Annotated in this window: 16 protein-coding genes and 2 tRNA genes; 10 read left to right on the top strand and 8 right to left on the bottom strand. The window is 71.8% G+C overall.

Annotated elements, in window-relative coordinates; genetic code table 11:
• The first annotated feature begins 225 nt into the window (after positions 1–225).
• The 7 genes from ACFYNS_RS15795 (at position 226) to ACFYNS_RS15765 (ending at position 8,045) form a co-directional block, all read left to right on the top strand.
• Positions 226–507: a hypothetical protein gene (locus ACFYNS_RS15795; protein WP_019354473.1), complete on the top strand. Its 282-nt coding sequence runs from the start codon at positions 226–228 to the stop codon at positions 505–507.
• A gap of 291 nt (positions 508–798) precedes the next feature.
• Positions 799–1,794: a bifunctional MaoC family dehydratase N-terminal/OB-fold nucleic acid binding domain-containing protein gene (locus ACFYNS_RS15790; protein ID WP_388603303.1), complete on the top strand. Its 996-nt coding sequence runs from the start codon at positions 799–801 to the stop codon at positions 1,792–1,794.
• 328 nt (positions 1,795–2,122) lie between these two features.
• On the top strand, positions 2,123–2,551 hold the full coding sequence (locus ACFYNS_RS15785; RefSeq protein ID WP_360293324.1) for a MaoC family dehydratase: 429 nt from the start codon (positions 2,123–2,125) through the stop codon (positions 2,549–2,551).
• Positions 2,548–3,708: a lipid-transfer protein gene (locus tag ACFYNS_RS15780; RefSeq protein WP_360293312.1), complete on the top strand. Its 1,161-nt coding sequence runs from the start codon at positions 2,548–2,550 to the stop codon at positions 3,706–3,708. The genes ACFYNS_RS15785 and ACFYNS_RS15780 overlap by 4 nt, the downstream gene beginning before the upstream one ends.
• 254 nt (positions 3,709–3,962) lie before the next feature.
• A complete protein-coding gene (locus ACFYNS_RS15775; protein ID WP_388603299.1) occupies positions 3,963–5,057 on the top strand; it encodes a glycoside hydrolase domain-containing protein in 1,095 nt (364 codons plus the stop codon).
• A gap of 146 nt (positions 5,058–5,203) precedes the next feature.
• On the top strand, positions 5,204–5,848 hold the full coding sequence (locus ACFYNS_RS15770) for a SigE family RNA polymerase sigma factor (protein WP_360293306.1): 645 nt from the start codon (positions 5,204–5,206) through the stop codon (positions 5,846–5,848).
• Positions 5,849–6,386: 538 nt separating this feature from the next.
• Positions 6,387–8,045, top strand: a complete 1,659-nt coding sequence (locus tag ACFYNS_RS15765; protein WP_388603297.1) for a long-chain fatty acid--CoA ligase — start codon at positions 6,387–6,389, stop codon at positions 8,043–8,045.
• 141 nt (positions 8,046–8,186) lie between these two features.
• Here the strand turns inward: ACFYNS_RS15765 and ACFYNS_RS15760 are convergent, their stop codons facing one another.
• Both ACFYNS_RS15760 and ACFYNS_RS15755 read right to left on the bottom strand, forming a co-directional pair.
• Positions 8,187–13,181: a PAS domain-containing protein gene (locus tag ACFYNS_RS15760; RefSeq protein ID WP_388603294.1), complete on the bottom strand. Its 4,995-nt coding sequence runs from the start codon at positions 13,179–13,181 to the stop codon at positions 8,187–8,189.
• A gap of 622 nt (positions 13,182–13,803) precedes the next feature.
• Positions 13,804–14,325 (bottom strand): SSI family serine proteinase inhibitor, encoded by a 522-nt coding sequence (locus ACFYNS_RS15755; protein WP_388603292.1) that lies wholly within the window; start codon positions 14,323–14,325, stop codon positions 13,804–13,806.
• A 369-nt stretch (positions 14,326–14,694) separates the two neighbouring features.
• On the opposite strand from ACFYNS_RS15755, the gene ACFYNS_RS15750 reads away from it, so the two are divergent.
• A tRNA-Ser gene (locus tag ACFYNS_RS15750) sits at positions 14,695–14,786 on the top strand.
• A gap of 284 nt (positions 14,787–15,070) precedes the next feature.
• Positions 15,071–15,143 (top strand) — tRNA-Arg (locus tag ACFYNS_RS15745).
• A gap of 89 nt (positions 15,144–15,232) precedes the next feature.
• On the opposite strand, the gene xerC is transcribed toward ACFYNS_RS15745, so the two are convergent.
• The 6 genes from xerC to ACFYNS_RS15715 form a co-directional block, all read right to left on the bottom strand.
• Positions 15,233–16,513, bottom strand: coding sequence for a tyrosine recombinase XerC (xerC, locus tag ACFYNS_RS15740; RefSeq protein WP_388603290.1), 1,281 nt, complete (start codon positions 16,511–16,513; stop codon positions 15,233–15,235).
• A complete protein-coding gene (locus ACFYNS_RS15735) occupies positions 16,513–16,701 on the bottom strand; it encodes a helix-turn-helix domain-containing protein (RefSeq protein ID WP_106428718.1) in 189 nt (62 codons plus the stop codon). Before ACFYNS_RS15735 ends, xerC begins: the two co-directional genes overlap by 1 nt.
• Positions 16,692–18,158, bottom strand: coding sequence for a replication initiator (locus ACFYNS_RS15730; RefSeq protein WP_360293291.1), 1,467 nt, complete (start codon positions 18,156–18,158; stop codon positions 16,692–16,694). The genes ACFYNS_RS15735 and ACFYNS_RS15730 overlap by 10 nt, the downstream gene beginning before the upstream one ends.
• A 120-nt stretch (positions 18,159–18,278) precedes the next feature.
• Positions 18,279–18,953, bottom strand: a complete 675-nt coding sequence (locus ACFYNS_RS15725; RefSeq protein ID WP_360293289.1) for a DUF2637 domain-containing protein — start codon at positions 18,951–18,953, stop codon at positions 18,279–18,281.
• Between the two features lie 47 nt (positions 18,954–19,000).
• Positions 19,001–20,380 carry an FtsK/SpoIIIE domain-containing protein gene (locus ACFYNS_RS15720; RefSeq protein ID WP_388603287.1) on the bottom strand — a complete coding sequence of 460 codons (1,380 nt, stop codon included), beginning with the start codon at positions 20,378–20,380 and terminating at the stop codon, positions 19,001–19,003.
• Positions 20,377–20,736, bottom strand: coding sequence for a hypothetical protein (locus ACFYNS_RS15715; protein ID WP_360293283.1), 360 nt, complete (start codon positions 20,734–20,736; stop codon positions 20,377–20,379). The genes ACFYNS_RS15720 and ACFYNS_RS15715 overlap by 4 nt, the downstream gene beginning before the upstream one ends.
• A gap of 148 nt (positions 20,737–20,884) precedes the next feature.
• Between ACFYNS_RS15715 and ACFYNS_RS15710 the strand changes: the two genes are divergently transcribed.
• Positions 20,885–21,358 (top strand): GntR family transcriptional regulator, encoded by a 474-nt coding sequence (locus tag ACFYNS_RS15710; protein WP_360293280.1) that lies wholly within the window; start codon positions 20,885–20,887, stop codon positions 21,356–21,358.
• Positions 21,359–21,714 lie beyond the last annotated feature (356 nt).

Genomic DNA, 21,714 nt, shown 5'->3' with positions numbered 1-21,714 from the left:
GGGCGGAAAGCACGGGTTTGGGGCGTACAGGGGGTTTATCGACAGCTCGTCATACGTGCGGGGGAATGAGGCCGTCCAGGCGAATCCGCTCCCGGCGCCGTGGGCAACTCTGGACCCGCGACGTCGCAAGCGAAGCCGCGGACAGTGGGCCAACTGTTCACGGCAGCAACGCACTTCCGGTGCAGCGTCACTCGTGGCGCACTGACCGTTCCTGGAGGAATGAACATGGCACGCATCCGTACCGCCCGCGTCATCGCGGCGGCCGCCGCCCTTCCGTTCGCTTTCGCCGTCATGTCCGGCGTGGCCCAGGCGGACAACGGCTCCCTCGCGGACGACGGATCCAACTCCAACGCGAGCTCCAGCTCCCAGGTGCAGGGCGCGGTGGGCAACGGGAACAACACCAACAACGCCAACAACGCCACCGTCAACGGCAACGGTGCCGTCGTGAACCAGGTCAACGAGACGCACAACGAGACCGCCACCGTCGTCTTCAGCAACATGTGGTGACGGGCTGACGGCCGGTCGCTCCGAGCGGCCGTCGCTCGTGGGGATGGGCTCAGGCCGCGCGTTCGCGATGCTGTCGCGGACGCGCGGTCGCCGTTCTCGCTGCGTTCCGCGATTCCTCTCCCTGCCCCGCGGCGGTGCGCCGGTGCCGGCGTCGCTGCGCCGGGCCGTGTTGGTCTGCACCCTGCACGTGCAGTTGACAGCACATCATATCTGACGAACAGTCAGTTATGAACGGGAGGCGGGAGCGGGATCCGCCGGAGCTGTACGGCTCGGCATGCGGAAGGAGCGGCGGTGGATGCGGAGGGGGCGCAGGACGCGGAGAGCACGAGGGCGCGAAGCGAGGCGGACGCGCCGGAGGCAGTCGGTGCGGCGCCGGCATCGGACCCCCTGTACGAGCGGTTGCGGACATACGTCGGACGTCCGGCTGCGGAAGCGGAACGCGGTCGGGAGCCGGTCGCCGCCTCGATGATCCGGCACTGGTGCGAGGCGCTGGGGCATCCCGTACCGGCGGACGGCTCGGCGCCCGCGACGATGCTCCAGGTCTGGACGATGGCCGGGCCGGCGGGATCCGGTCGCCGCGCGGGACCGTACGGCGAACTGCTGGGCGTGCTGGACGACGCGGGCTGCACCTCGGTCGTGGCGACCGACTGCGAGCAGGAGTATCCGCGGCCGCTGCACCCGGGGGACGAGGTCGTCTTCGACTCGCTGATCGAGTCGGTCTCCCCGCGCAAGACGACCAGGCTGGGGACGGGGTACTTCGTGACGACCCGCATGGATGTGCGTGTCGGTGACGAACTGGTCGGAACGCATCGCTTCCGCATCCTCAAATACCGTCCGGCGCGCCGGACGGACCGGACACCGTCCGCCGAACACGCGCCCCGTCCGCGTGCCGCACAGCGTCCCCGTCCCGTCGTCAACCGGGACAACGAGGGCTTCTGGGCGGGCGTCGCCCGGCACGAACTGCTCTTCCAGCGCTGCGCGGAGTGCGCCACCCCGCGGTTCCCGTGGTTGCCCGGCTGCAACGCCTGCGGCTCCGCCGCGTGGCAGGCCGTCGCGGCGTCCGGGCGCGGCACCGTCCACTCCCACGTTGTCGTGCACCATCCGCCGTTCCCCGCCTTCGATCCGCCCTATGCGGTCGTTCTGGTCGAACTCGACGAGGGGGTGCGGATCGTCAGCAACATCACCGGCGTGCGCTGCGACGAGGTGCGCATCGGGATGCCGGTCGAGTTGGAGTTCCTGCGTGTCGAAGACGACCTGGAACTTCCCGTCTTCCGGGGAGCGGCCTGATGGGCCGCTCACTCCGCCCACTCCGCTCACTCCGCCCGCGGGAGCACCCGGCCCCGGAGCGGTCGGTCCCAGGGAGCACCCGGCCCCGGGCGCGGTCGCGCCGAGCGCAGCCCCGTCCGCAGGCACCCGATTCCGAACGGAGGCAGGCCCTGTGACGCAGCAGCCGCATTCCCGCCCCGAAGCCGGTGCCGAGTCCGCCGCAGTGGATGCCGGAACTGCCGATGCCGCCGATGCCGCCGACGGGGCCGGGGCCGGGGCCGGTGCCGGGGCGGGTGCGGGCGCCGGTGCCGGGGCGGGTGCCGGGCCCGACACCTCTGCCCCGTTGCGACTGCGCCGAGGGGACGAGTTGCCGCCGCTGGACATCCCGGTGACCCGCACCCTGATCGTCTCGGGCGCCCTGGCCTCCCGCGACTTCCAGGACGTCCACCACGACGCCGAGGCGGCGAAGGAGAAGGGTTCTCCTGATGTGTTCATGAATATCCTGACGACCAACGGTCTGGTGGGCCGCTACGTCACCGCCTGGGCGGGCCCGCACGCGGTACTGCGCAAGGTCGCCATCCGGTTGGGCGCTCCCAACCACCCGGGGGACACCCTGGCGCTGTCGGGACGCGTCACCGCGGTCACACCACCCGCACCCGGCGCGACGGCGACCGAAGGCGCCACGGTCGAGGTCGCCGTGCGGGGCGAGAACCGGCTCGGCAACCACGTCACCGGCTCGGTCACCGTCACGCTGGGCGGAGAGGACATCCCCGCATGAGCCTGCGGAGGGCGGACGTGCTGGGCGGCCGGGCCGCTGTCGTCGGTATCGGTGCGACGGAGTTCTCCAAGGACTCCGGGCGCAGCGAACTGGCGCTCGCGGTGGAGGCCGTCACAGCGGCGCTGGACGACGCCGGGCTGGTGCCGGGCGACGTGGACGGCATGGTCACCTTCACGATGGACACCAGCCCGGAGATCACCGTCGCGCAGGCGGCCGGGATCGGGGAGCTGTCGTTCTTCTCGCGGGTGCACTACGGCGGCGGTGCGGCCTGTGCCACGGTGCAGCAGGCGGCGCTGGCGGTCGCCTGCGGCCTCGCGGAGACGGTCGTGTGCTACCGCGCGTTCAACGAGCGCTCGGGGCGGCGCTTCGGGTCGGGTGTGCAGCAGCGCGAGCCGTCGGCGGAGGGTGCCGCGCTCGGCTGGTCGCTGCCCTTCGGCCTGCTGACCCCCGCGTCCTGGGTGGCCATGGCGGCGCAGCGCTATCTGCACACCTTCGGACTGTCTCCCGAGGTCTTCGGGCAGGTCGCGGTGGTCGACAGGAAGTACGCGGCGACCAATCCGGCCGCCCACTTCTACGGACGGCCCCTCACCCTGGCCGAGCACGCGGCTTCCCGGTGGATCGTGGAGCCGCTGCGGCTGTTCGACTGCTGCCAGGAGACGGACGGCGGCCAGGCCCTGGTCGTCACCTCGGTCGAGCGGGCCCGCCACCTGTCGCACCGGCCCGCGCTGATCACGGCCGCTGCCCAGGGGGCGGGGCGCGGACAGGAGCAGATGACGAGCTTCTACCGCGACGGCCTCACCGGACTGCCCGAGTCGGGTGTCGTGGCACGGCAACTGTGGCGCACCAGCGGGCTGGGGCCCGCGGACATCGACGTGGCCGTGCTGTACGACCACTTCACTCCGTTCGTGCTGATGCAGCTGGAGGAATTCGGCTTCTGCGAGCGGGGTGCGGGAGCGGACTTCGTCGCCGAGGGGACATTGCCGCTCAACACGCACGGGGGCCAGTTGGGGGAGGCGTATCTGCACGGTATGAACGGCATCGCGGAGGCGGTGCGCCAGCTTCGCGGCACATCCGTCAACCAGGTAGACGGATGTGCGCGGGTGCTCGTCACGGCGGGTACCGGGGTGCCCACCTCCGGACTGGTGCTGACCAGGTGACCCCTGCGCACTCCCGCCCGGCGGCCCCGGTCCTCTCCGGACGCTCACGGCGGCTTCTCCGGACGCTCACGGCGGCTTCTCCGGACGCTCACGGCGGCTCCTTCGGACGCTCCCGGTCCTCTCCGGACTCCTGGCGCTCCACTGGTGTTCCGCGGGGGCGGGAAGCCCCGGGGCCGCGCGGCAGATGGCTGAATCGTGGCCCGCGGCGGGCGTGCCTGACCGGTTCCGCGGGTTCCGGCTCGTTCACTCGGCCCATGGCGACCAAAAATCAGATGATGCGACGGGCCGCCCTGCTGTCGGCCGCGCTCGCCACTGTGCTCACCGGAGGTGCTGTCCCCGCCTCCGGTGCCGAACCCGCGCCCCCCGACTCCGCCGCCTACCGCGCCGCCGCTCCCGCCCCGGACGACGCCCCCTCCGACCCCGCACCCGGTGGCGGTGCGCCGACCTCCGGGGAGCCGGGCGCGCCGGAGGAACCGCGCGAACCGGAAGGACCAGGGGGTGAACCCGGCGACTCCCGGAGGCTGACCGACCCGGCCGCGCCGGACGCGCCCGCCGACCCGGGGGCACCCGGCACCGACGCGGGCGACCAGCCCTCGCTGGTGCGGGGCGACCCCCGCGAGTTCGGGGCGCAGATCTTCCGCGGCAACGCCTTCGACACCTGCCAGGCTCCCTCGGCGGACACCATGCGGGCCTGGCACGGCACCTCGCCGTTCGGTGCCGTCGGCGTCTACATCGGCGGCCGCGGCAGAGCGTGCCCGAAGCAGAAGCATCTGAGCCCGGACTGGGTGCGGACGGTCGACCAGCAGGGCTGGAAGCTGATGCCGGTCTACGTGGGCTCGCAGGCGCCCTGCGTCATCGCCAAGAACAAGCGCAGGTTCCGGATGTCCGACAAGGACCCCTACGGGCAGGGGAAGCGCGAGGGACTGGACGCGGTACGCCAGGCGGAGAAGCTCGGGATGGGCAGGAGCAGCGCCGTCTACCTCGACATGGAGGCGTACCGGTACAAGCAGCAGAAGTGTGCCGACACCACGCTGCGCTTCATCCAGGGATGGAACAGCGCGGTACGCGCCGAGGGGTACGTCGCCGGCTTCTACAGCAGCGCGGACTCCGGCGTCGCACACCTGGAGAAGGCCCGGGCCGCGGGCGCCCGGGGGCTGCCGTCGGCGATGTGGTTCGCCCGTTGGCGCACCGAGCCGTCGCTCGACGGGGAGCGCAACCTCAATCGGGAGGCGTGGCAGCCGCACCGACGCATCCACCAGCACACGGGCAACGTCAAGCGCACCTACGGCGGCCACACGGTGCACATCGACCAGAACCTCGTGGACGCCCCGGTGGCGGTCGTCGGATGACCGGCCCCGGCACACCCTGATCCGCCTGGTGGATTCTCTCCACCTTCAGGAGGTGTAGGAAGCACCACCACTACACCCTGAGGCGGACGCGGCATCGGGACCTTCGGGCGATCCGGGGAGGCCGGTCGACTCATAGCGTGGGTGCCATGACCACGCCTGGGACAGTTCGGACTCCCCGGACCTTCAATGCGAAGCACGCGCGGTCCCTTGCGGTGCAGCCAGGCTCCGGGGGACAGCCACTGACGTTCACCTCCTACGTCCAAGCGCGCGGCCCGGTGCTGCTGCGCACCGCCCGCTCCCTGACCGCCAATCCCAGTGACGCCGAGGACCTGCTCCAGACGGCACTGACGAAGACCTATCTGGCCTGGGAGCGGATAGAGGACCACCGCGCGCTGGACGGTTACGTCCGCCGGGCGCTGGTCAACACCCGCACGTCGCAGTGGCGCCGCCGCAAGGTGGACGAGTTCTCCTGCGAGGAGCTGCCCGAGCCCGACCCGCTGCCCGCGCCCGACCCGGCCGAGCAGCAGGCCGTACGCGACGCCATGTGGCGCGCGGTGCTCAAGCTGCCCGCCCGGCAGCGCGCCATGGTGGTGCTGCGCTACTACGAGGACCTGAGCGAGATACAGACGGCCGAAGTTCTCGGCGTCTCCGTCGGCACGGTCAAGAGCGCCGTCTCCCGTGCCCTGGCCAAGCTGCGGGAGGATCCGCAGCTCGCGGCCGATGTCCGCGCGGACGCTCCCGTGGCCGGATCCGCGGCCGAGTCCCCGGCTCAGGAGGCTGTCGCGGCCTGAACCGGGGGTGAGCCGGCAGCCGGCCGGGGGCGCTCGCCGGGCAGCCGGAAGGAAGCTCCTGGACGGTGTTCGGGGGAGGGGGACGGGGGGACAGGGGGACGACGGGGACGGATCCGGGGGACGAGCCGGGAGTCGGACCCGGAACGGGCGAAGACGGGTTGAATGGGCACCGACGGGCTGAACGGGCACCGACGGGCTGGGAGACGGCACCGGACGGGCCCGGAGGCGGCGCCACGGGCCCGGGGGCGGCGCCACGGGCCCGGGGGCGGCGCCACGGGCCCGGGGGCGGCGCCACGGGCCCGGGAGACGGGCCCGCAACCGGAGCCGGCGGCGGGTCCGCGATCCGGGAATCGGCGACGGATCCGCACAGGACCCCGTGACATACCGAGCGGTCGGTGGCAGGCTTCCGCGAAACCGACGCATTACCCGTGCGTAAGTCCACACCCGTGCGTAACCGCTTCCCTGCGTGAGCGCACTTGGGCGTGCACCGCACGGCATGTGTCCGCTCCGCGTATCCACCGCCCATGGGGAGGCCCCGGTGCTGAGCACGATGCAGGACGACGTACCGCTGACCATCTCGCGCATCCTGCGCCACGGAATGACCGTCCACGGGGACGCGCGGATCACCACGTGGACCGGCGAGGCCGAGCCGCACCGCACGACCTTCCGGGCCACCGGGGAGCGCGCCGCGCAGCTCGCCCACGCCCTGCGGGACGCACTGGGGGTGCGACCGGAGGACCGGGTCGCAACTCTCATGTGGAACAATTCGCACCATGTGGAGGCGTACTTCGCGATTCCCTCCATGGGAGGCGTGCTCCACACGCTCAACCTGCGGCTGCCCGCCGAGCAGCTCGTCTTCATCGTCAACCACGCGGCCGACCGCGTCATCCTGGTCAACGGAACCCTGCTTCCGCTGCTGGCGCCGCTGCTGCCCCGGCTGGAGACCGTCGAGCACATAGTGGTCGTGGGTCCGGGCGACACCTCGGTGCTGGCCGACTGCGCCGCCCAGGTGCACGACTACGAGGAACTGCTCGCCGGGCGTCCGACCGTCTACGACTGGCCCGAGCTGGACGAGCGCACGGCGGCGGCCATGTGCTACACCTCCGGCACCACCGGCGACCCCAAAGGCGTCGTCTACTCGCACCGCTCCGTCTACCTGCACTCCATGCAGGTCAACATGGCCGAGTCGATGGGACTCACCACTGCCGACACCACGCTCCCGGTAGTGCCGATGTTCCACGTCAACGCCTGGGGGCTGCCGCACGCGGTCTTCATGACCGGCGTCAGCATGCTCATGCCCGACCGTTTCCTGCAGCCCGGACCGATCGCCGAGATGATCGCCGCGGAGCGGCCCACCCACGCCGCAGCCGTCCCCGTCATCTGGCAGGGACTGCTGGACGAGCTCGCCGCCACCCCGCGCGACATCTCCAGCCTGAAGACCGTCACCATCGGCGGCTCCGCCTGCCCGCGGAGCATGATGCGGGCCTTCGAGGACCTGCACGGCGTCCGGGTCTGCCACGCCTGGGGGATGACCGAGACCTCCCCGCTGGGCAGCCTCGCCCACCCGCCGGGCGGCCTCACCCCCGAGGAGGAGTGGCCCTACCGGGTCACCCAGGGCCGCTTCCCCGCCGGAGTGGAGGCCCGCCTGGCCGCTCCGGGCGGCGGCTTCGCCCCCTGGGACGGCTCCTCGCCCGGCGAGCTGGAGGTACGCGGCCCCTGGATCGCCGACGCCTACTTCGGCGGCGTGGGAGAGCCGCCGCTGCGCCCCGAGGAGAAGTTCAGCCCGGACGGCTGGCTGCGCACCGGCGACGTCGGCGTCATCAGCCCGGACGGCTATCTGACGCTCACCGACCGCGCCAAGGACGTGATCAAGTCCGGCGGCGAGTGGATCTCCTCCGTCGAGCTGGAGAACGCGCTGATGGCGCACGAGGCGGTCGCCGAGGCCGCCGTCGTCGCCGTCACCGACGAGAAGTGGGGCGAACGCCCGCTGGCCGGCGTCGTCTTCAGAGAGGGCTGCGAACCGCTGCCCTACGAGGAGCTGTGCACCTTCCTCGGCACGACCATCGCCCGCTGGCAGCTTCCCGAACGCTGGGTCACGCTCGACGCCGTACCCAAGACGAGCGTGGGCAAGTTCGACAAGAAGGTGCTGCGCCGCCAGTACGCGGCGGGCGAGCTGAAGGTGACCAGACTGCGCTGAGCGCGGAGCAGCCATCCGCGCCGAGCCCCGTCGGCGCGCCCGCCGAGGGCGCGCCGACGTATGGCGTCCGGGGCGGTGCCGAGGTCCCCGGGGCCGGCCTCCGGGCGCCCCCGGTGGGTCGGTTCGGGCCGACCCCGTGGGTCAGTTCGCGCCGATCTTCGTCAGCAGGTCGACGATCCGCGCCTGCACCTCCGCGCTGGTCGAGCGCTCGGCCAGGAACAGCACCGTCTCGCCCGAGGCCAGCCGCGGCAGTTCGTCGGGGTCCAGACCGGCCGAGGTGTAGACGACGAACGGAGTCCGGTTGAGTATCCCGTTCACCCGGAGCCAGTCGATGATGCCGGCCCGCCGACGCCGCACCTGCATCAGATCCATCACCACGAGGTTCGGCCGGACCTGGGCGGCGACCTGCACCGCTTCCGCGTCCGTCGGCGCGTGCGCGACCTGCATGCCGCGCCGCTCCAGGGTCGCCGCGAAGGCCGCCGCGATCGCCTGCTCCTCCTCCACCAGCAGCACCCGGGGCGGATGCTGCTCGCTGTCGCGCGGCGCGAGCGCCTTCAACAGCACCGCGGGGTCGGCGCCGTAGGCTGCCTCCCGGGTGGCCTGGCCCAGCCCGGCCGTCACCAGTACCGGCACCTCGGCAGCCACTGCCGCCGTACGCAGCGACTGCAGCGCAGTCCTGGTGATCGGTCCGGTCAGCGGGTCGACGAACAGTGCGGCCGGATAGGCGGCGATCTGCGCGTCCACCTCCTCGCGCGAGTGCACCAGGACGGGACGGTAGCCGCGGTCCGAGAGCGCCTGCTGGGTGGAGACGTCCGGCTCCGGCCAGACCAGCAGCCGCCGCGGGTTGTCGAGCGGCTCGGGCGGCAGTTCGTCGTCCAGGGCGTGCGGCGGTACGCCGAAGCCCCGCCCGTCCGTCACCTCGACAGGGCTGTCCGGGCCGTCCAGCGGTTCCGGCCCCTCCGCCAGTTCCGCGCCGGACCCGCCGTCGGGGCCGCCGACCGCGAACTCCTGGGGACCGCCGTGCCTGCCCTGCGCCTGTCCGCCCTGGCTCTGCCCATGGATCCGGCCCGGGCCGGGCCGAGCGGACGCCGGGGCACCGGCGGCTCCCGGAGGACCTTCCTCGGGCTGCGGCAGCGGCATCGGCCCCGGCATCGCGCCGGGCTGTCCCTGCGGTGCTTGCCCGTGCGGCTGCGCGTGCGCCTGTCCCGGTGCCTGGGCCTGCGGCTGTCCCTGTCCCGGCGCCTGTCCCGGCAGCCCCGGCAAGGACCGGCCCTGACCGGGAGCCGCATCCGGACGGGGCAGCCCGTGCGGGGCCTCCGTCGACGGGCCGGCACCGCCCTGCGGTGCGCCGGTCGGGCCGCCGGTCTGGGGCGCGCCCGTCGGAGCGCCCCCCTGGGGACCGGGCGAGGTGTTGCCCTGGGTGCGTTCCTCCGGAGTGGCCAGCTTCCGGCGGCGGCCGGACCCGGCCGGCGGTGCGGGGGTCGACGGGGTGGACGGTATGGCCGACATGGCCGACGGCGTCGAATGCTGCGCCGATGGCCACTGCTGGGCCTGGGCCGCGGACTGCTCCGCCATCCGCTCGGCGAACGGGACCCCCTGCCCCAGCGTCCGCACGCGGGGGCCCGGGCCGGTCTCGTAGGAGCCCGTCTCGCCCGGCTGTCCCTGCTCCGGCGGGGCAAAGGGCGCGTGCGCCTGCTGCGCCCGCGTCTGCTGCTGGTCCGGGAGCGCCCCGCCGCCCAGGATCGGGCTGGCGGCGACCACCGAGGAGTCCCCGCGCCGCGGTTCACCGCTCTCCTCGCGCGGGTCCGGGGTGTGTGCTGCTTCACCCCTGTCCGGCGTTCCGCCGGAGGGCACGTTTCCGTCCGCGGGCATGTCTCCGGAAGGGGGCACGCTTCCGTCGCGGCCTGCGGCTTCCAGACCCGCGGCTTGCGGGCCTGCGGTATTCGGGCCCGCGGCTTGCGGGGCGCCGGTTCCCGGAGCCGTCCACATGCCGGGTGCGGCCGCCGGGGGCGGCGCGCCCGGACCGGCGCCGTTGGGCGTGGGGGGCGCCGGATACGGGGCGTACGCCGGATCGTCCGCCGCAGCCTCCTGCTCTGCACCGGGCACCGGGAGCGGCCCCGGGACCGGCGGCCCCGGGGCCGTGCCGGAGAGACCCGGGAGCGAGCCGGGAGGGGGAGTGGCGCCGCCGCCCGCGGCTTCCGCCGGGGCTCCCGAGGGCGACTGACCGGCGCCGGAACCGTCGCCAGCGCCCGCGTCGGCGCCGGAACCGGCTCCGGGTTCGGAACCGGCTCCGGGTTCGGCACCTGGACCCTGGACCGGGGACGCGGGGCCCTCCTCCGAGGCGGCCGGAGGGAGTGCGAACGGCGCGTGGCGCGGAGCCTGCTGGGCCTCGGCCTCCGCCGCCTCCGCCCGCGCGCGGGCCGCCGCGATGCGCCGTGCCCTGCGCCCGCCGTCGGCCGGTGCGAGCCCCGGACCGCCCGCCGTCTCTTCGGCTCCGGCGCCGCCCGTGTCCTGCGGGCCGGGCTGTCCCGGCAGTTCGGGCACCGCGGCACCAGCCTCTGCCGCGACCTGCGCCCCTGCAACACCTTGCGGGCCGTGAGCGGTCTCCGGGCGCTCACCCAGCGCACGCCGGGCGCGCCGACCGGTCCCCTGCGCTGCCACCGGCACGGGCGCGCTGCCGCTCGGGGCGCCCGCGGGCAGTTCGAGCGCTCCGGATCCGCCGCCGGGGCCCGCCTCGCCCTCGTAGGGCGCCTGTGCGAGCTGTTCCTCCGCCGGACTCGGGCGTCCCCGCCGCCGCCCGGTGGGCCGGGGCATGTCAGGGGTCGTGCCGGAGCCGTCGTCGTGGGGGTCCTCCTGGTGCGGGCGCTGCGCGGGCACCGGCGCGACCGGACGGCCGGGCACCGCCGACGGGCCCTCCACGGGCCCGGCTCCGGAAGTGCCCCCGGCATCGGACAGCGCGCCCCCGGCGCCCGGTGGTGCGCTCCCGCCGTCCGGCCGGGCGCCCCCGGGGGAGGGTGCGGGGCCCAGCGCGGGCGGCACGGCCCCGGAAGGGTCGCCCGGGTCCCCGCCGGGCGCGGACGGACCCGGGCCGACGGTGAGTTCCGTGCTCTGTCGCGGGTCCGGCACCTGGGCGAGCCCGATTCGCGCCTGCCGCGGATCGGACACCGGCTCCAGCGCCGCCGCCGACGTACCGTCGCCCTGGCCCTGGCCCTGGCCCTGGCCCTGGCCCTGGCCCTCCGCCTCGGGGCGCTCGACCGGTGCCGGGAGGGCGGTCGGGGGGCTGCTTCGGGCTGTGCCCCCCGGCGCCTGCTCCACGACACCCCGCGCCGGGGCCGCCGGTACCGGCATGACCGTCGTCTCGCCGTGCTCCGCACCGGGCAGCACACTGGGCACTCCGAAGGCGCCGGCCTCGCCGCTCTGCGAGGCGCCCCCGTGGGCACGGCCGCCGCCCCGCGCGTGGCTGCCCGTACGTGCATGGCTGCGGTCACCGCCGCCGGTCGAGTCGTCGACCCCCGTGTAACCGCCGCCTGCCGCGCGGCCCGCACCGGATGTGCCGCTCTGGCTGTCGCCTGTGCCGGTCCCGTCCGTGTCGGTCAGGCCGCCCCTGCGGGCGCGGCTGCCGGACTGCCTGGCCGTGTTGCCGACCGCCTTGACCGGGACCTCCAGCACGTACGCGCTGCCGCCCGCCGCACCTGGTACCTCGTGGGTCTGCAGGACGCCGCCGTGCCGGGTGACGATGCCGCGCACCAGCGGTTCGTGCACCGGACTGCCACCGCTGTACGGGCCGCGCACCTCGATGCGGACCACCTCGCCCCGCTGCGCCGCCGCGACCACGATCGTCGGGTCGGCGCCGGGCGGCGGCGCGACCTGCGCACGACCTGTCGCGTCCACGCCCGCCACGTCCGCGATCAGGTGCGCCAGTGCCACCGCGAGCCGTTCGGGGTCGACCTCGGCCTCGATCGGCGGGGCGTGCACGGCGAACTGCGCGCGCCCCGGACCGATGAGTTCCGTGGCGCCCTCGACGCCGGCCGAGACCACTGCGTCCATCGGCACCGGCTCGGTCCGCAGCTGCTCCTGGCCGGAATCCAGCCGCTGGTAGCCGAGCACGTTGTCGACCAGCGTCGTCATCCGGGCATAGCCCGCCGACAGATGGTGGAGGATCTGGTTCGCCTCCGGCCACAGCTGCGCCGCCGGGTCGGACGACAGCCCCGACAGCTCCTGGCGGAGCTGTTCCAGCGGTCCGCGCAGCGACTCCTCCAGCACGGCCCGCAACTGCGCCTGCCGCCCCGCGACCGCGTCGTAGGGGCGGCGGTCGGTGAACGTCAGCACCGCGCCGACCAACTGCTCGCCGTCCCGCACCGGCGCCGTCGTCATGTCGACCGGCACCGCGCGACCGTCCTTCGCCCACAGCACCTGCCCGGCCCGCACCCGGTGCTTGCGCCCCGAGCGCAGGCTGTCCGCCAACGGGGTCTCCTCGAACGGCAGCGGGCTGCCGTCGGGGCGCGAGTGGTGCACGAGGGGGTGCAGTTCCTGGCCGCCCAGGTCGCTGGCGCGGTAGCCGAGGATCTGCGCCGCCGACGGGTTGACGAGCACCACCCGGCCCTCGGAGTCCACCCCCACGACGCCCTCCGAGGCGGCACGCAGGATCATCTCCGTCTGACGCTGCTGGCGCGCCAGTTCGGCCTCGGTGTCGAGGGTGCCGGTGAGGTCGCGTACGACGAGCATCAGCAGTTCGTCGCCGGTGTACCCGCCGCCCGGATTGTCGGCGAAGGCGGCTTCGATCGCGGAGGCGTAGGGCGTCCGGCCGTCCTCCAGGTTCGCGCTGGTCACCTCGACGGGGAACTCGCTGCCGTCGGTACGCCGCGCCACCATCCGGGTCGGCTTCTGCGGCCCCTGGCCCTGTTCGGCCTCGTCCGGGCGCCGCATCGAACCCGGGATGCGCTTCGAGTCGAACTCGGGCAGCAGATCCAGCAGCCCGCGCCCCACGAGCGCCGTGCCGGGCGTCTCCAGGGTCTCCAGTGCGATGGCGTTGGCGTTCACCACCGTGCCGTTGCAGTTCACCAGGAGCAGCGCGTCGGGCAGTGCGTCGAGTATGGCGGCGAGGCGAGCAGCGCCTCGGGATGGCCTGCTGCTCACGGCGACAATTCCCTCCTGCTGACCTCAGGTGCGCGTGACCTTCCGCCCGTTTCTTCCCAGTTGGTCCGATCAGGTCACGGCTGCCAGTCTGCCGTTCACCCCGGGCGTGTCACTAGGGGGAGTCTACGGGCCACCCTTTCGGGCGCGGCGCCGGATGGGGGAGAGGCCACCTGGTACGGGGGCCTGGGCGGCCGCCCTCCGGGCGGTCCGTGCCCAACAGGCGGGGCACGGAGGTGAGTACGCCGAACACCACCGGAACGCGCTTCCGGACTTCCGTCGAGGGCTCCTGTCGGGCCTCCGTCAAGGCCGCTTCCGGCCGCAGCCCGGGGCGCCTTCCGGCCGCTGCCCGTGGCTGCTTCGCGGCTGCTGCCCGTGGCTTCGGGCGGGGCGTGTCCGAGCCCCCTTCGGTGGTGCGGAATTACATGTTCCGCTCGGCATCCGGGTGGAGGGGTGTTTGTCCGTACCTGGACCCTTTGCGCTCGAAGGTGCGGGGGCGGGCGGCGGGATGGACAGGGCCGAGGCCGGATCGGCAGACGAAGACCGGGGGTGCGAGAGGAAGGAGAGGAAGGAGAGGAAGGAAGAGAGAAGGACAGGAGGAGATCCGAAGAAGATCAGGAGAGGGTCAGAAGGAGGTCCGGGGCAGTGCCGGAACGAGGCGGTTCCACCGGGCCACCTCGCAGCCGTTGGTCCGACGGAACCGGGCGTCGACCTTCCGCCCGTGCCAGGTGCCCGTCACACGGGCCTGCGCGGGACCGCCGTAGATCATCGTGCAGACCGCGTCCCCCGGCACGGGAGCGAACGGGTCGCTGCCCCCCGAAGCCACCCGGTCCAGCGCGGCGCAGGCCCGGCCCGGCGTGGGGTGCCCGCCGCCCGCGGGACGGCAGCGCAGGGTGTACGACCCGTCCCGCGCGGCCCGCCCGCTGCGGGTCACGGTGAAGGTCAGTTTGTCGGCCGGCCGCTGTTCCGCGGGAGACACAGTTGCCGCGGCTTCGCCGGGAGCGGCCGCGGGGACGGCTGCCCGACCCGCAGCGGACGCCTCGGGCGCCCCGAGCAGGGCGAGCAGTCCGGCTGTCGCCGAGGTGACCGCGGTGAGGGTGAGAAGGGGGCGGATGCGCAGGAGTACGGGGGCGGTGCGGCGCGGCATGGTTGGCTCCAGAGGTCGGGAGCGCTCCCGCCCGGCCGGACGGGGCGGCTCCGCGAGGGCGAGGGGACGGGGGCGCCGCGAGTACGCCCCCGCCGTGTTCAACGTCGCTTCCGGCGCGCCGTTGCGCGGACGGACCCGTCCGGACCCCGGCCGCACCCCGGATGGGCGCACCACCCGGCCCGGATGGGCGCACCGCGGGCACGGGGCGCGCGGCAGGGCCGTCCGCGCCCTCAGTCCCGGCGGCCGCCGAAGTGCTTTGCCCAGGGGTCCGCGGACCGAGTACGGTGGGAGCCGATTGGAGACAGCCCCCAGGGTTGTGCCATCATCAGCACACACTTTGTCGCGCCTGCGGGCGCTCGGAGTGTGTCTGGAGGCTTCGCCTAGTCTGGTCTATGGCGCCGCACTGCTAATGCGGTTTCGGGGTAACCCCCTGATCGAGGGTTCAAATCCCTCAGCCTCCGCTTGAGGTCTACGGATCCGTCCTTGCATACGGATCTCAAGATCACCGAAGCCCCGGCCCGTCCGGGGCTTCACTCGTTCCGGGGCAGTCTCCCGGCGCCTTCGCGGCCCCGAGCCTCTGTGGCGTCCGATCGGGACCACCGTGGACCCACTCCGTCCCAAAACCCCTCGTGGATACGTTTCCGCAGGTCAGTGCGGGTTCGGACAATGGATTTCGCCTGGGACCGCAGGTCATGTAATGTTGTTCCCGCAACGCCGACCGGCAAGAAAAACCGCCGGACAGCAAGCGCTCGTAGCTTAACGGATAGAGCATCTGACTACGGATCAGAAGGTTGCAGGTTCGAATCCTGCCGAGCGCGCAGCAGGTGAGAGGCCCCTTCCAAGCATTGGAAGGGGCCTCTGGCGTTGGCGTTGACATCAACGTTGACATCAACCGCCGAGCGGGCGATCAGATCACGACGGGAACGCTGCTGGTTCCGTCGTCGTCGTCACCCTCGTTGATGTCGCGCAGGGCGTCGCCCACACGGTCGAAGGCGGACCGCTGGGAGTCGAGCCGCACGAACGTGTAGACGTCCATCGTCACGCGGATCGAGCTGTGCCCCAGAACTTCCATGATCATCCGCGCGTCTGCGCCCTGCTCGTGGAGGAGTGACGCGCAGGTGTGCCGGAGATCGTGGAAGCGGACGTGACGCACCTTGGCCCGGTCGCACAGCGCGGTGAAGGACCGGTTCAGGTTGCGTGGCTCGATCGGGGTCCCCTTCTTCGTCGTGAAGACGAGGTCACTTCCAGCTCCCAGCCACTGCTCACCGGCCGCGCGCCGGTCGCCCTGCTGTTCGGCACGGCGTGCGCGGAGAGCCGCAACGCACTCGGCAGGCAACGCCACCCGCCGCGCCGAGCGCTGAGTCTTCGGGGCGCTGAAGAGCAGTTCTCCGCTGACACGCTGAAGTGTCTGCCGGACCGTGATCACACCCTCGTGCAGGTCCACATCCCGCCAGCGCAGCCCGAGTATTTCCCCGCGCCGCAGGCCGACGCGCACTGCGAGTTCGTATACCGCCCACAGCCGGGAGCCCCGGGCCGCTGCCAAGAGCTGTCGCCCTTCCTGCACTGTCAGCGGCTCAATTTCGCGCTTCGTTCCCATGCCCAGCTCCACATTCTTGGCGACGTTCCGGGGGATCTCGTCCTCGCGCACGGCGTGCTGAAGAGCGCTCCGGAGGAGCACCAGGAGGAAACGCACCGTTCTGTCTGACGGGAGCTTCTTGCAGCACTTCCGCAGAGCGCAGCAACGGCGCTTGTGCTCCGGCCGGGCCTTGTCCTTGCCCTGGGCACAGCACTGGCAGGTACGCGCTGTCGAGGCAAGGAACGAACGAATGTCGCGCGCGGTGAGACGGATCAGTTTCTTCTTCCCCAGCCCCGGAAGGATGTAGTTGCGCACAAGCAGTTCGTACGTGACGTACGTAGTCGCCCGGACCTTGAGGCGGGCGACCTGGGTGAGCCAGTAGGTCATGTACTCGCCGACGCTGAGTGTGGAGGTCGCTACGGGCATCCCGCTGTGCGAGTCGGCCTTGAGCCTGGTCAGCTTGTCGTGCGCGTCGTCCCAGGTCTTCCCGTAGACGAAGCGCCGCTTGTACGTGCCGTCGGCGGTCAGGACGTAGGCGGCTCCCTGCCAACGGCCGTCTCTGCGCTGGACGATGGTGCCTTCCCCGTTGACGTTCCTCTTGGCCTTGGCCATCAGGCAGCCTCTCGTTCGGTCTGTCGTGCGATGTAGTCGTGCAGTGCTGACTCGGCGATGCGGCGGCAGCGGCCGATGGTGAAGGAGGCCAGTTCGCGGGAGCGGATCAGGTTGTAGACCGTCCAGCGGCTCACTTGGAGTCGGGCGGCGACTTGGTCGACGTTGAGCAGTCCGGTAGTCACAGCCACGGGTCTCCTTCCGTTTTGCGGCGTTGGTCTTCGTCGCGGGCTTGGGCGATGTCGTGGCGGGCTTGGGCGGCGATGAGTTCTTCGCCGGGGCTGTAGCCGGAGGCCAGGTACTTCCAGTGGGAGATGACGAGGGTGGTTTCGTCGTCCTCGGTTTCCGGGGGTGCGCCGGCCGGTTGTGCCTGTGCCGCCCGCCAGGTGCGGCGGGTGTCGCGGAGGGCGCCGAGGGTGGTGGAGTAGCGGCGGGATTTGCTGGAGAAGTGGCCTCGGAAGCCGAGCATGTGGGCCCAGCGCCAGAGCTTGAGGTCTGCGAATTCCGGCAGGTGGCCGAGGGCCCAGGCGGTGCGGATCATCTGGCGTGCGTGGCGGTGCACGGGCAGCAGGGCGATGGGTTCGGACTGGCCGGTGCCGTCGCAGGTGTCGCACAGGTCGTGGAAGCCGTCCGGGCCGGTGACGTAGCCGTGTCCGGTGCAGTGGCGGCAGCGCAACGGCCGGTCGACGGTGCCGGAGGCTTCAGCGCTCTTGGTGGCGTACTTGGCGACGTAGGCGGCGACTTTCTGATCGGTGAGTTCGCCGTCGCCGAGGGCGGCGATCTCCCGGATGTCGAGCTGGGTACCCCAGCGCAGTTCGCGTTCTCCGATGGCGTCGGAGGAGATCGTGAGTACGCAGCGTTGGGCTGCGTTGGCGATCGCGTGGGTGAGTGCGTCGGTGGTGGCCCAGGTCGGTGGTGCGTCGGTGTGGCCGTCGGGACCGTCGAGGCGGATCACGGCGTGGAAGTGGACCAGGCCGCGCTTCTGGTACTCGGCGACCTTGGCGAAGGAAACCTTGAGCGCTGCGTTCAGCGCCTTTTGCGTCATGCCCAGGTGGGCGGCCAGCTCGCGGCGCAGGTAGGTGGTGAAGCGAGCCCACAGGGCTCCGGCATGGGCGTTCCACAGCACGGCGCCGGAGTAGTCGTAGGTGGCCGGGATCAGCGGTGTGCCCAGCTCTGGGGCGTCGGTGGTGTGGACGGTACCGCAGCGGCAGGGCAGGGCCTTGCCCGCGTCGGTGGTGCAGCGGTTGTGCACCGGTCCGAACGAGGGGGCGGTGAGGGTGGCGAAGACGCGGGGGTGTTCGCGGACGGTCTCGGGCACGGTCTTGCCGCCGGACAGTCCGGCCTTGACCAGGTGGTAGGTGTCGGCCGCGTAGAGGCGTGAGCAGGACGGGCAGCGCGAGGCACGGCGGTTACCGCAGGCGGTCAGCAGGCGTCCGGTCGGTTCGTCGGCCGTCGAGTACGAGCGCAGGATGGTGTGGGTGTCGGCGTCGAGGGTGGCTGTTTGGCCGACGAGGTTGACCGGGTGGGTGCAGCCGCGGACTCGGCGAATCTGTTCTTCCACGCGGTCGAAGTCCGGCCGCTGGGCAAGGTCGATCAGATCTCGAAGGGCCAGGCTCGCCAGGTGGCGCAGGGACGGACGGTCGTTCACGGAGAAGGTGTGTCCTTTCACGGGCCCTGGGCGGCCCAGGGGAGGACCGGGGCGCGGCCCGGGGCATGACGGACCGCGCCCGGTCGGGGCAGGGGAGGAGAGGGAGCGCCGGAAGGTTTGTCAGGCGGTGAGTTGTGCGTGTGCGGCAGTGGCCAGCGGCAGCGCGACGCCGAGCCGGGTGCGCAACTGTCCGGCCGTGATCGGTCGGCCGTGTTCGGACAGGTAGGCGGCGGCGATGGAGCGGGCCGCGTCCATCAGCGGCTCGGGCACCGCGACGCCGGTTTCCTTCGGCTGGGTGGGTGCTTCTGGCGGAGCAGGAGCAGGAGCAGGAGCAGGAGCCGGGGCCGCGGTCGATGTGGGCTCCGCAGCCGGTTCGACGACCGGCGCCGGCCGAGTTGCGGCGTGGAGGTGGCGCAGGAGTTGCGGGCCGACCGCTCCCCAGCCGAGGAGGAGCACGGGCGCCACGGTGTCCACGGCAGCGCGCCCGTAGTGCCCGGCGGCGAGGGGTTCGGCGATGTTGAGGGCCAGCGTCAGCAGCCCGGACAGGTGCATCAGGCGCGTGGCGCCCTTGAGCTGAGCGGCGGGAACACCGCGCAGGGACAGGTACCAGAGAGCCACCAGGAGACCGGTCACCGACAGGTCGACCATCGGGGCGATCAACGGAGCGATGGGCCCGGGGACGCCGAGACGCAGCGCCAGCGCCCAGACGTTGCCGAACGAGAACACGAACGCCAGGCAGGCGATGACGCCCATGACCACGATCACCGTGCGCTGCGTGATCCGATCCTCTGCCATAGGGAAGTCACCTCCTTTCGACGGGTCGTCGGGTCGAGGACGAGGGGTCAGGCCGCTTCCGCGCCGTCGTCCTTGCTGAGTCGGTCCCGCAGCAGGACGTTCGGACCGGTCAGCGCTTCGAGGAGTTCGGCCGGGTCACGGGTCAGGTGCGCGGTGTCGGCGGCGATGCGCGCCGTATCCCGATCGGCGACGTACGGAGTGCGGATGCGGGCGAAGCCCGGACGGCCCTGGTGTGCCATGGAGGCCACGCCGACGTAGGCCGGGTCCTGGAGGGCGGTCGGGTTGGCGTCCGGCCAGTTGCGGATGTCCTCACCCAGGGCCACCACCGCAGCCTCAGCGGTCTTCTGCGCGAAGGACAGACCCACCGGACACACATCCCGGATGAAGGTGGGGATGGCGTCCCCGGTCGCCTTCTGCGTGGCGATGAGCACCAGCATGCCGACGCTGCGGCCCTTCTTCACCAGGTCCTCAACCAGCCGGGCGTTCTCGGCAGCCAGCGCGGCGAGCTTCTTCGTCTGCGGGTCGGAGCCCTTGTAATCGCGGAAGTACGTGTGTGCTTCGTCCACCACCAGCACCACCAGAGGCCAGGCGTCCGAGGGCCCGACGTGCCACATGTTCTTGACGCCGAGCACAGCCCGGATGGACGCCGAGCGAGCCCGCCGCAGCTCCACCAGCCGCTTGAACAGGGCGTTGGCGTCGGCCAGGTCGTCACCGACGAAGGCGAACGTCCGCTGAGCCAGATCCGCGTAGTCACCCTCGTGGGACGAGGTCACCTTGCCGTCGGCGAAGGCGAACTGCACCGCCGCCGAGGGCGCCGTATCGCAGATGAACCGGTTGACCAGCGAGGTCTTCCCATAGCCGGGCAGACCAGCGACGGTGACGCCGGGAACGTCCGACAGGTCCACGCTCATCGGCTGCGCATACTCATCAAGCCCCAGGTGCCACCGGGCCAGCTCTTCCGGCACTTCCCCCGTCGGGACGTGCTCAGTGGGCACGATGAGCGGGTCCACGCGCACACCACGCACGACGAGCTGTCCCGGCTTGTCGGGCAGCACCGAAACGCGAGTACACCGCCAGGCGTCCGCCAGGTACGGGGCCGCTTTCTGGAACTCCGCCAGACTCACCTTCGGCACACACGTCGCCCGGACCACGACCCCGTACCGGTCCGGCCGGACCTTGACCTTGGGGATGATCACCCGAGGCTTGGGCACCTTCCCGCCCTGTGAGATCACCACAGCCGGGGGTGTCTTGTCCTGCACCGACAGGCCCGCCATCGGAGCCAGCCGCCGCCAGCCGAACCGGACCCGGACCGCCTGACGGATACTCGCCCGCATCATCCGGTCGGCCCGCACATAGCGCACCACCCACCACAACGCCCATATGACACTCAGGGCCAGGACCACCCCGACCAGATCAACCGCCCTCACTGGCCCGCCTCCCCGAACTGCGGAGCCCCGGCCAGCTCAAGCGAGCTAGCCCGGTAGGCGATCCCGTCGGAAAGCTGTCCGTTGAAGATTCGGGCCCACGGGATGGCGAACAGGTCCACCGGCCGGACCGGGACGCCCAGGTTCAGCCCGTCGGGCAGGCCCGACTTCGGAACAGTGATCTTCATCTGCTCCGCGCGGCCGTCTTCCATGAGGAAGACCGTCATCGTGAACAGGTCCTCACCCGTGTCACGGTCAGTAGCGATCTTGCCCGTCTCCTGGTCCGCGATCTTCGGCACCGGCAGCGTGCCGACCAGGAACATCGTGGACGGCAGCAGCCCCACGCGAATGCGCGCCATGTCTCAACTTCCCTTCTGGTTCACCGGGGTGGATCGCCCGGCGGAACACCCACTCTCATCTAGCTATGTCAAGCGAACTAGCTATCTGGAGTGAGGGAGGTTGCTGGTTGTCTGTGATAGGTGGGCTAACCCGGGCTACCCTTGAGCCATGACGCCGCCGCCCCACGACACGCGCCCGCCGTACCAGCAGGCCGCCGACGAGATCCGGAAAGAGATCAAGTCGGGCAGGCTCAAGCCGGGGGAACAGCTCCCCTCGCACCGGGAGCTACAGGAGCGATTCGGCGTCGCCAACATGACCGCCCGCAGTGCGCTGCGTGTCTTGCGCGACGAGGGGCTGATCTACACCGTTCAAGGGCGCGGCAGCTACGTAGCCGACGCCGTCGTCACCCAGGACGGGGGAGTGGTGGCGGTCATTGAAGCCAAGAGCCCCAAGCGGCCCGAAGCAGCCAAGGAAACCGAAGGGCCAGCGGCTCCAGACCCCTCCGAAGCCACCGGCCCCTATGCCGAAACACTGATCGCCATTCGCGACCAGTTGCGAACGCTGAACGCCGAAGTCCAGGCACTTAAGCAGGACGTCGCAGAGATGAAGGAGGAGCGGGGGCGGGGGCACAAGATTCGCTGAGGTCTGCGATCTCCGCGCGCACGTACTCCACCTCTTCGCAGAGACGCCGGGTCATCGAAGCGATCTCCACCAGAAGCGCGTGTTCCGACTCGTTCAGCACCCAGGCTCCCCCTGTCTCCGACCCTCCGGGGCTGCACTCGGGCTGAGTGCCGCCTGCCCGGCCTATGCCGTGGACGTGCGCTTCGTGCATTGCTTCCCTTTCGTGCAACGTGCTCAGCGGAGTTGGGTGAATCGTGAGACCGGCCGAAGCCCTCAGGGCCGTGTCGAGTCTCAGGTGATGTTTGACGTTCTGGTCTCAGCTGATGCTTGACGGTGGGCCTAGACAACATCGGAAACCTTGTGGGGCTTGTTCGCTT

This window comes from Streptomyces sp. NPDC006925, from assembly GCF_042869575.1.
In the GTDB taxonomy this organism is placed as follows: domain Bacteria; phylum Actinomycetota; class Actinomycetes; order Streptomycetales; family Streptomycetaceae; genus Streptomyces.
This window is presented reverse-complemented; position numbering and strand designations above follow the sequence as displayed.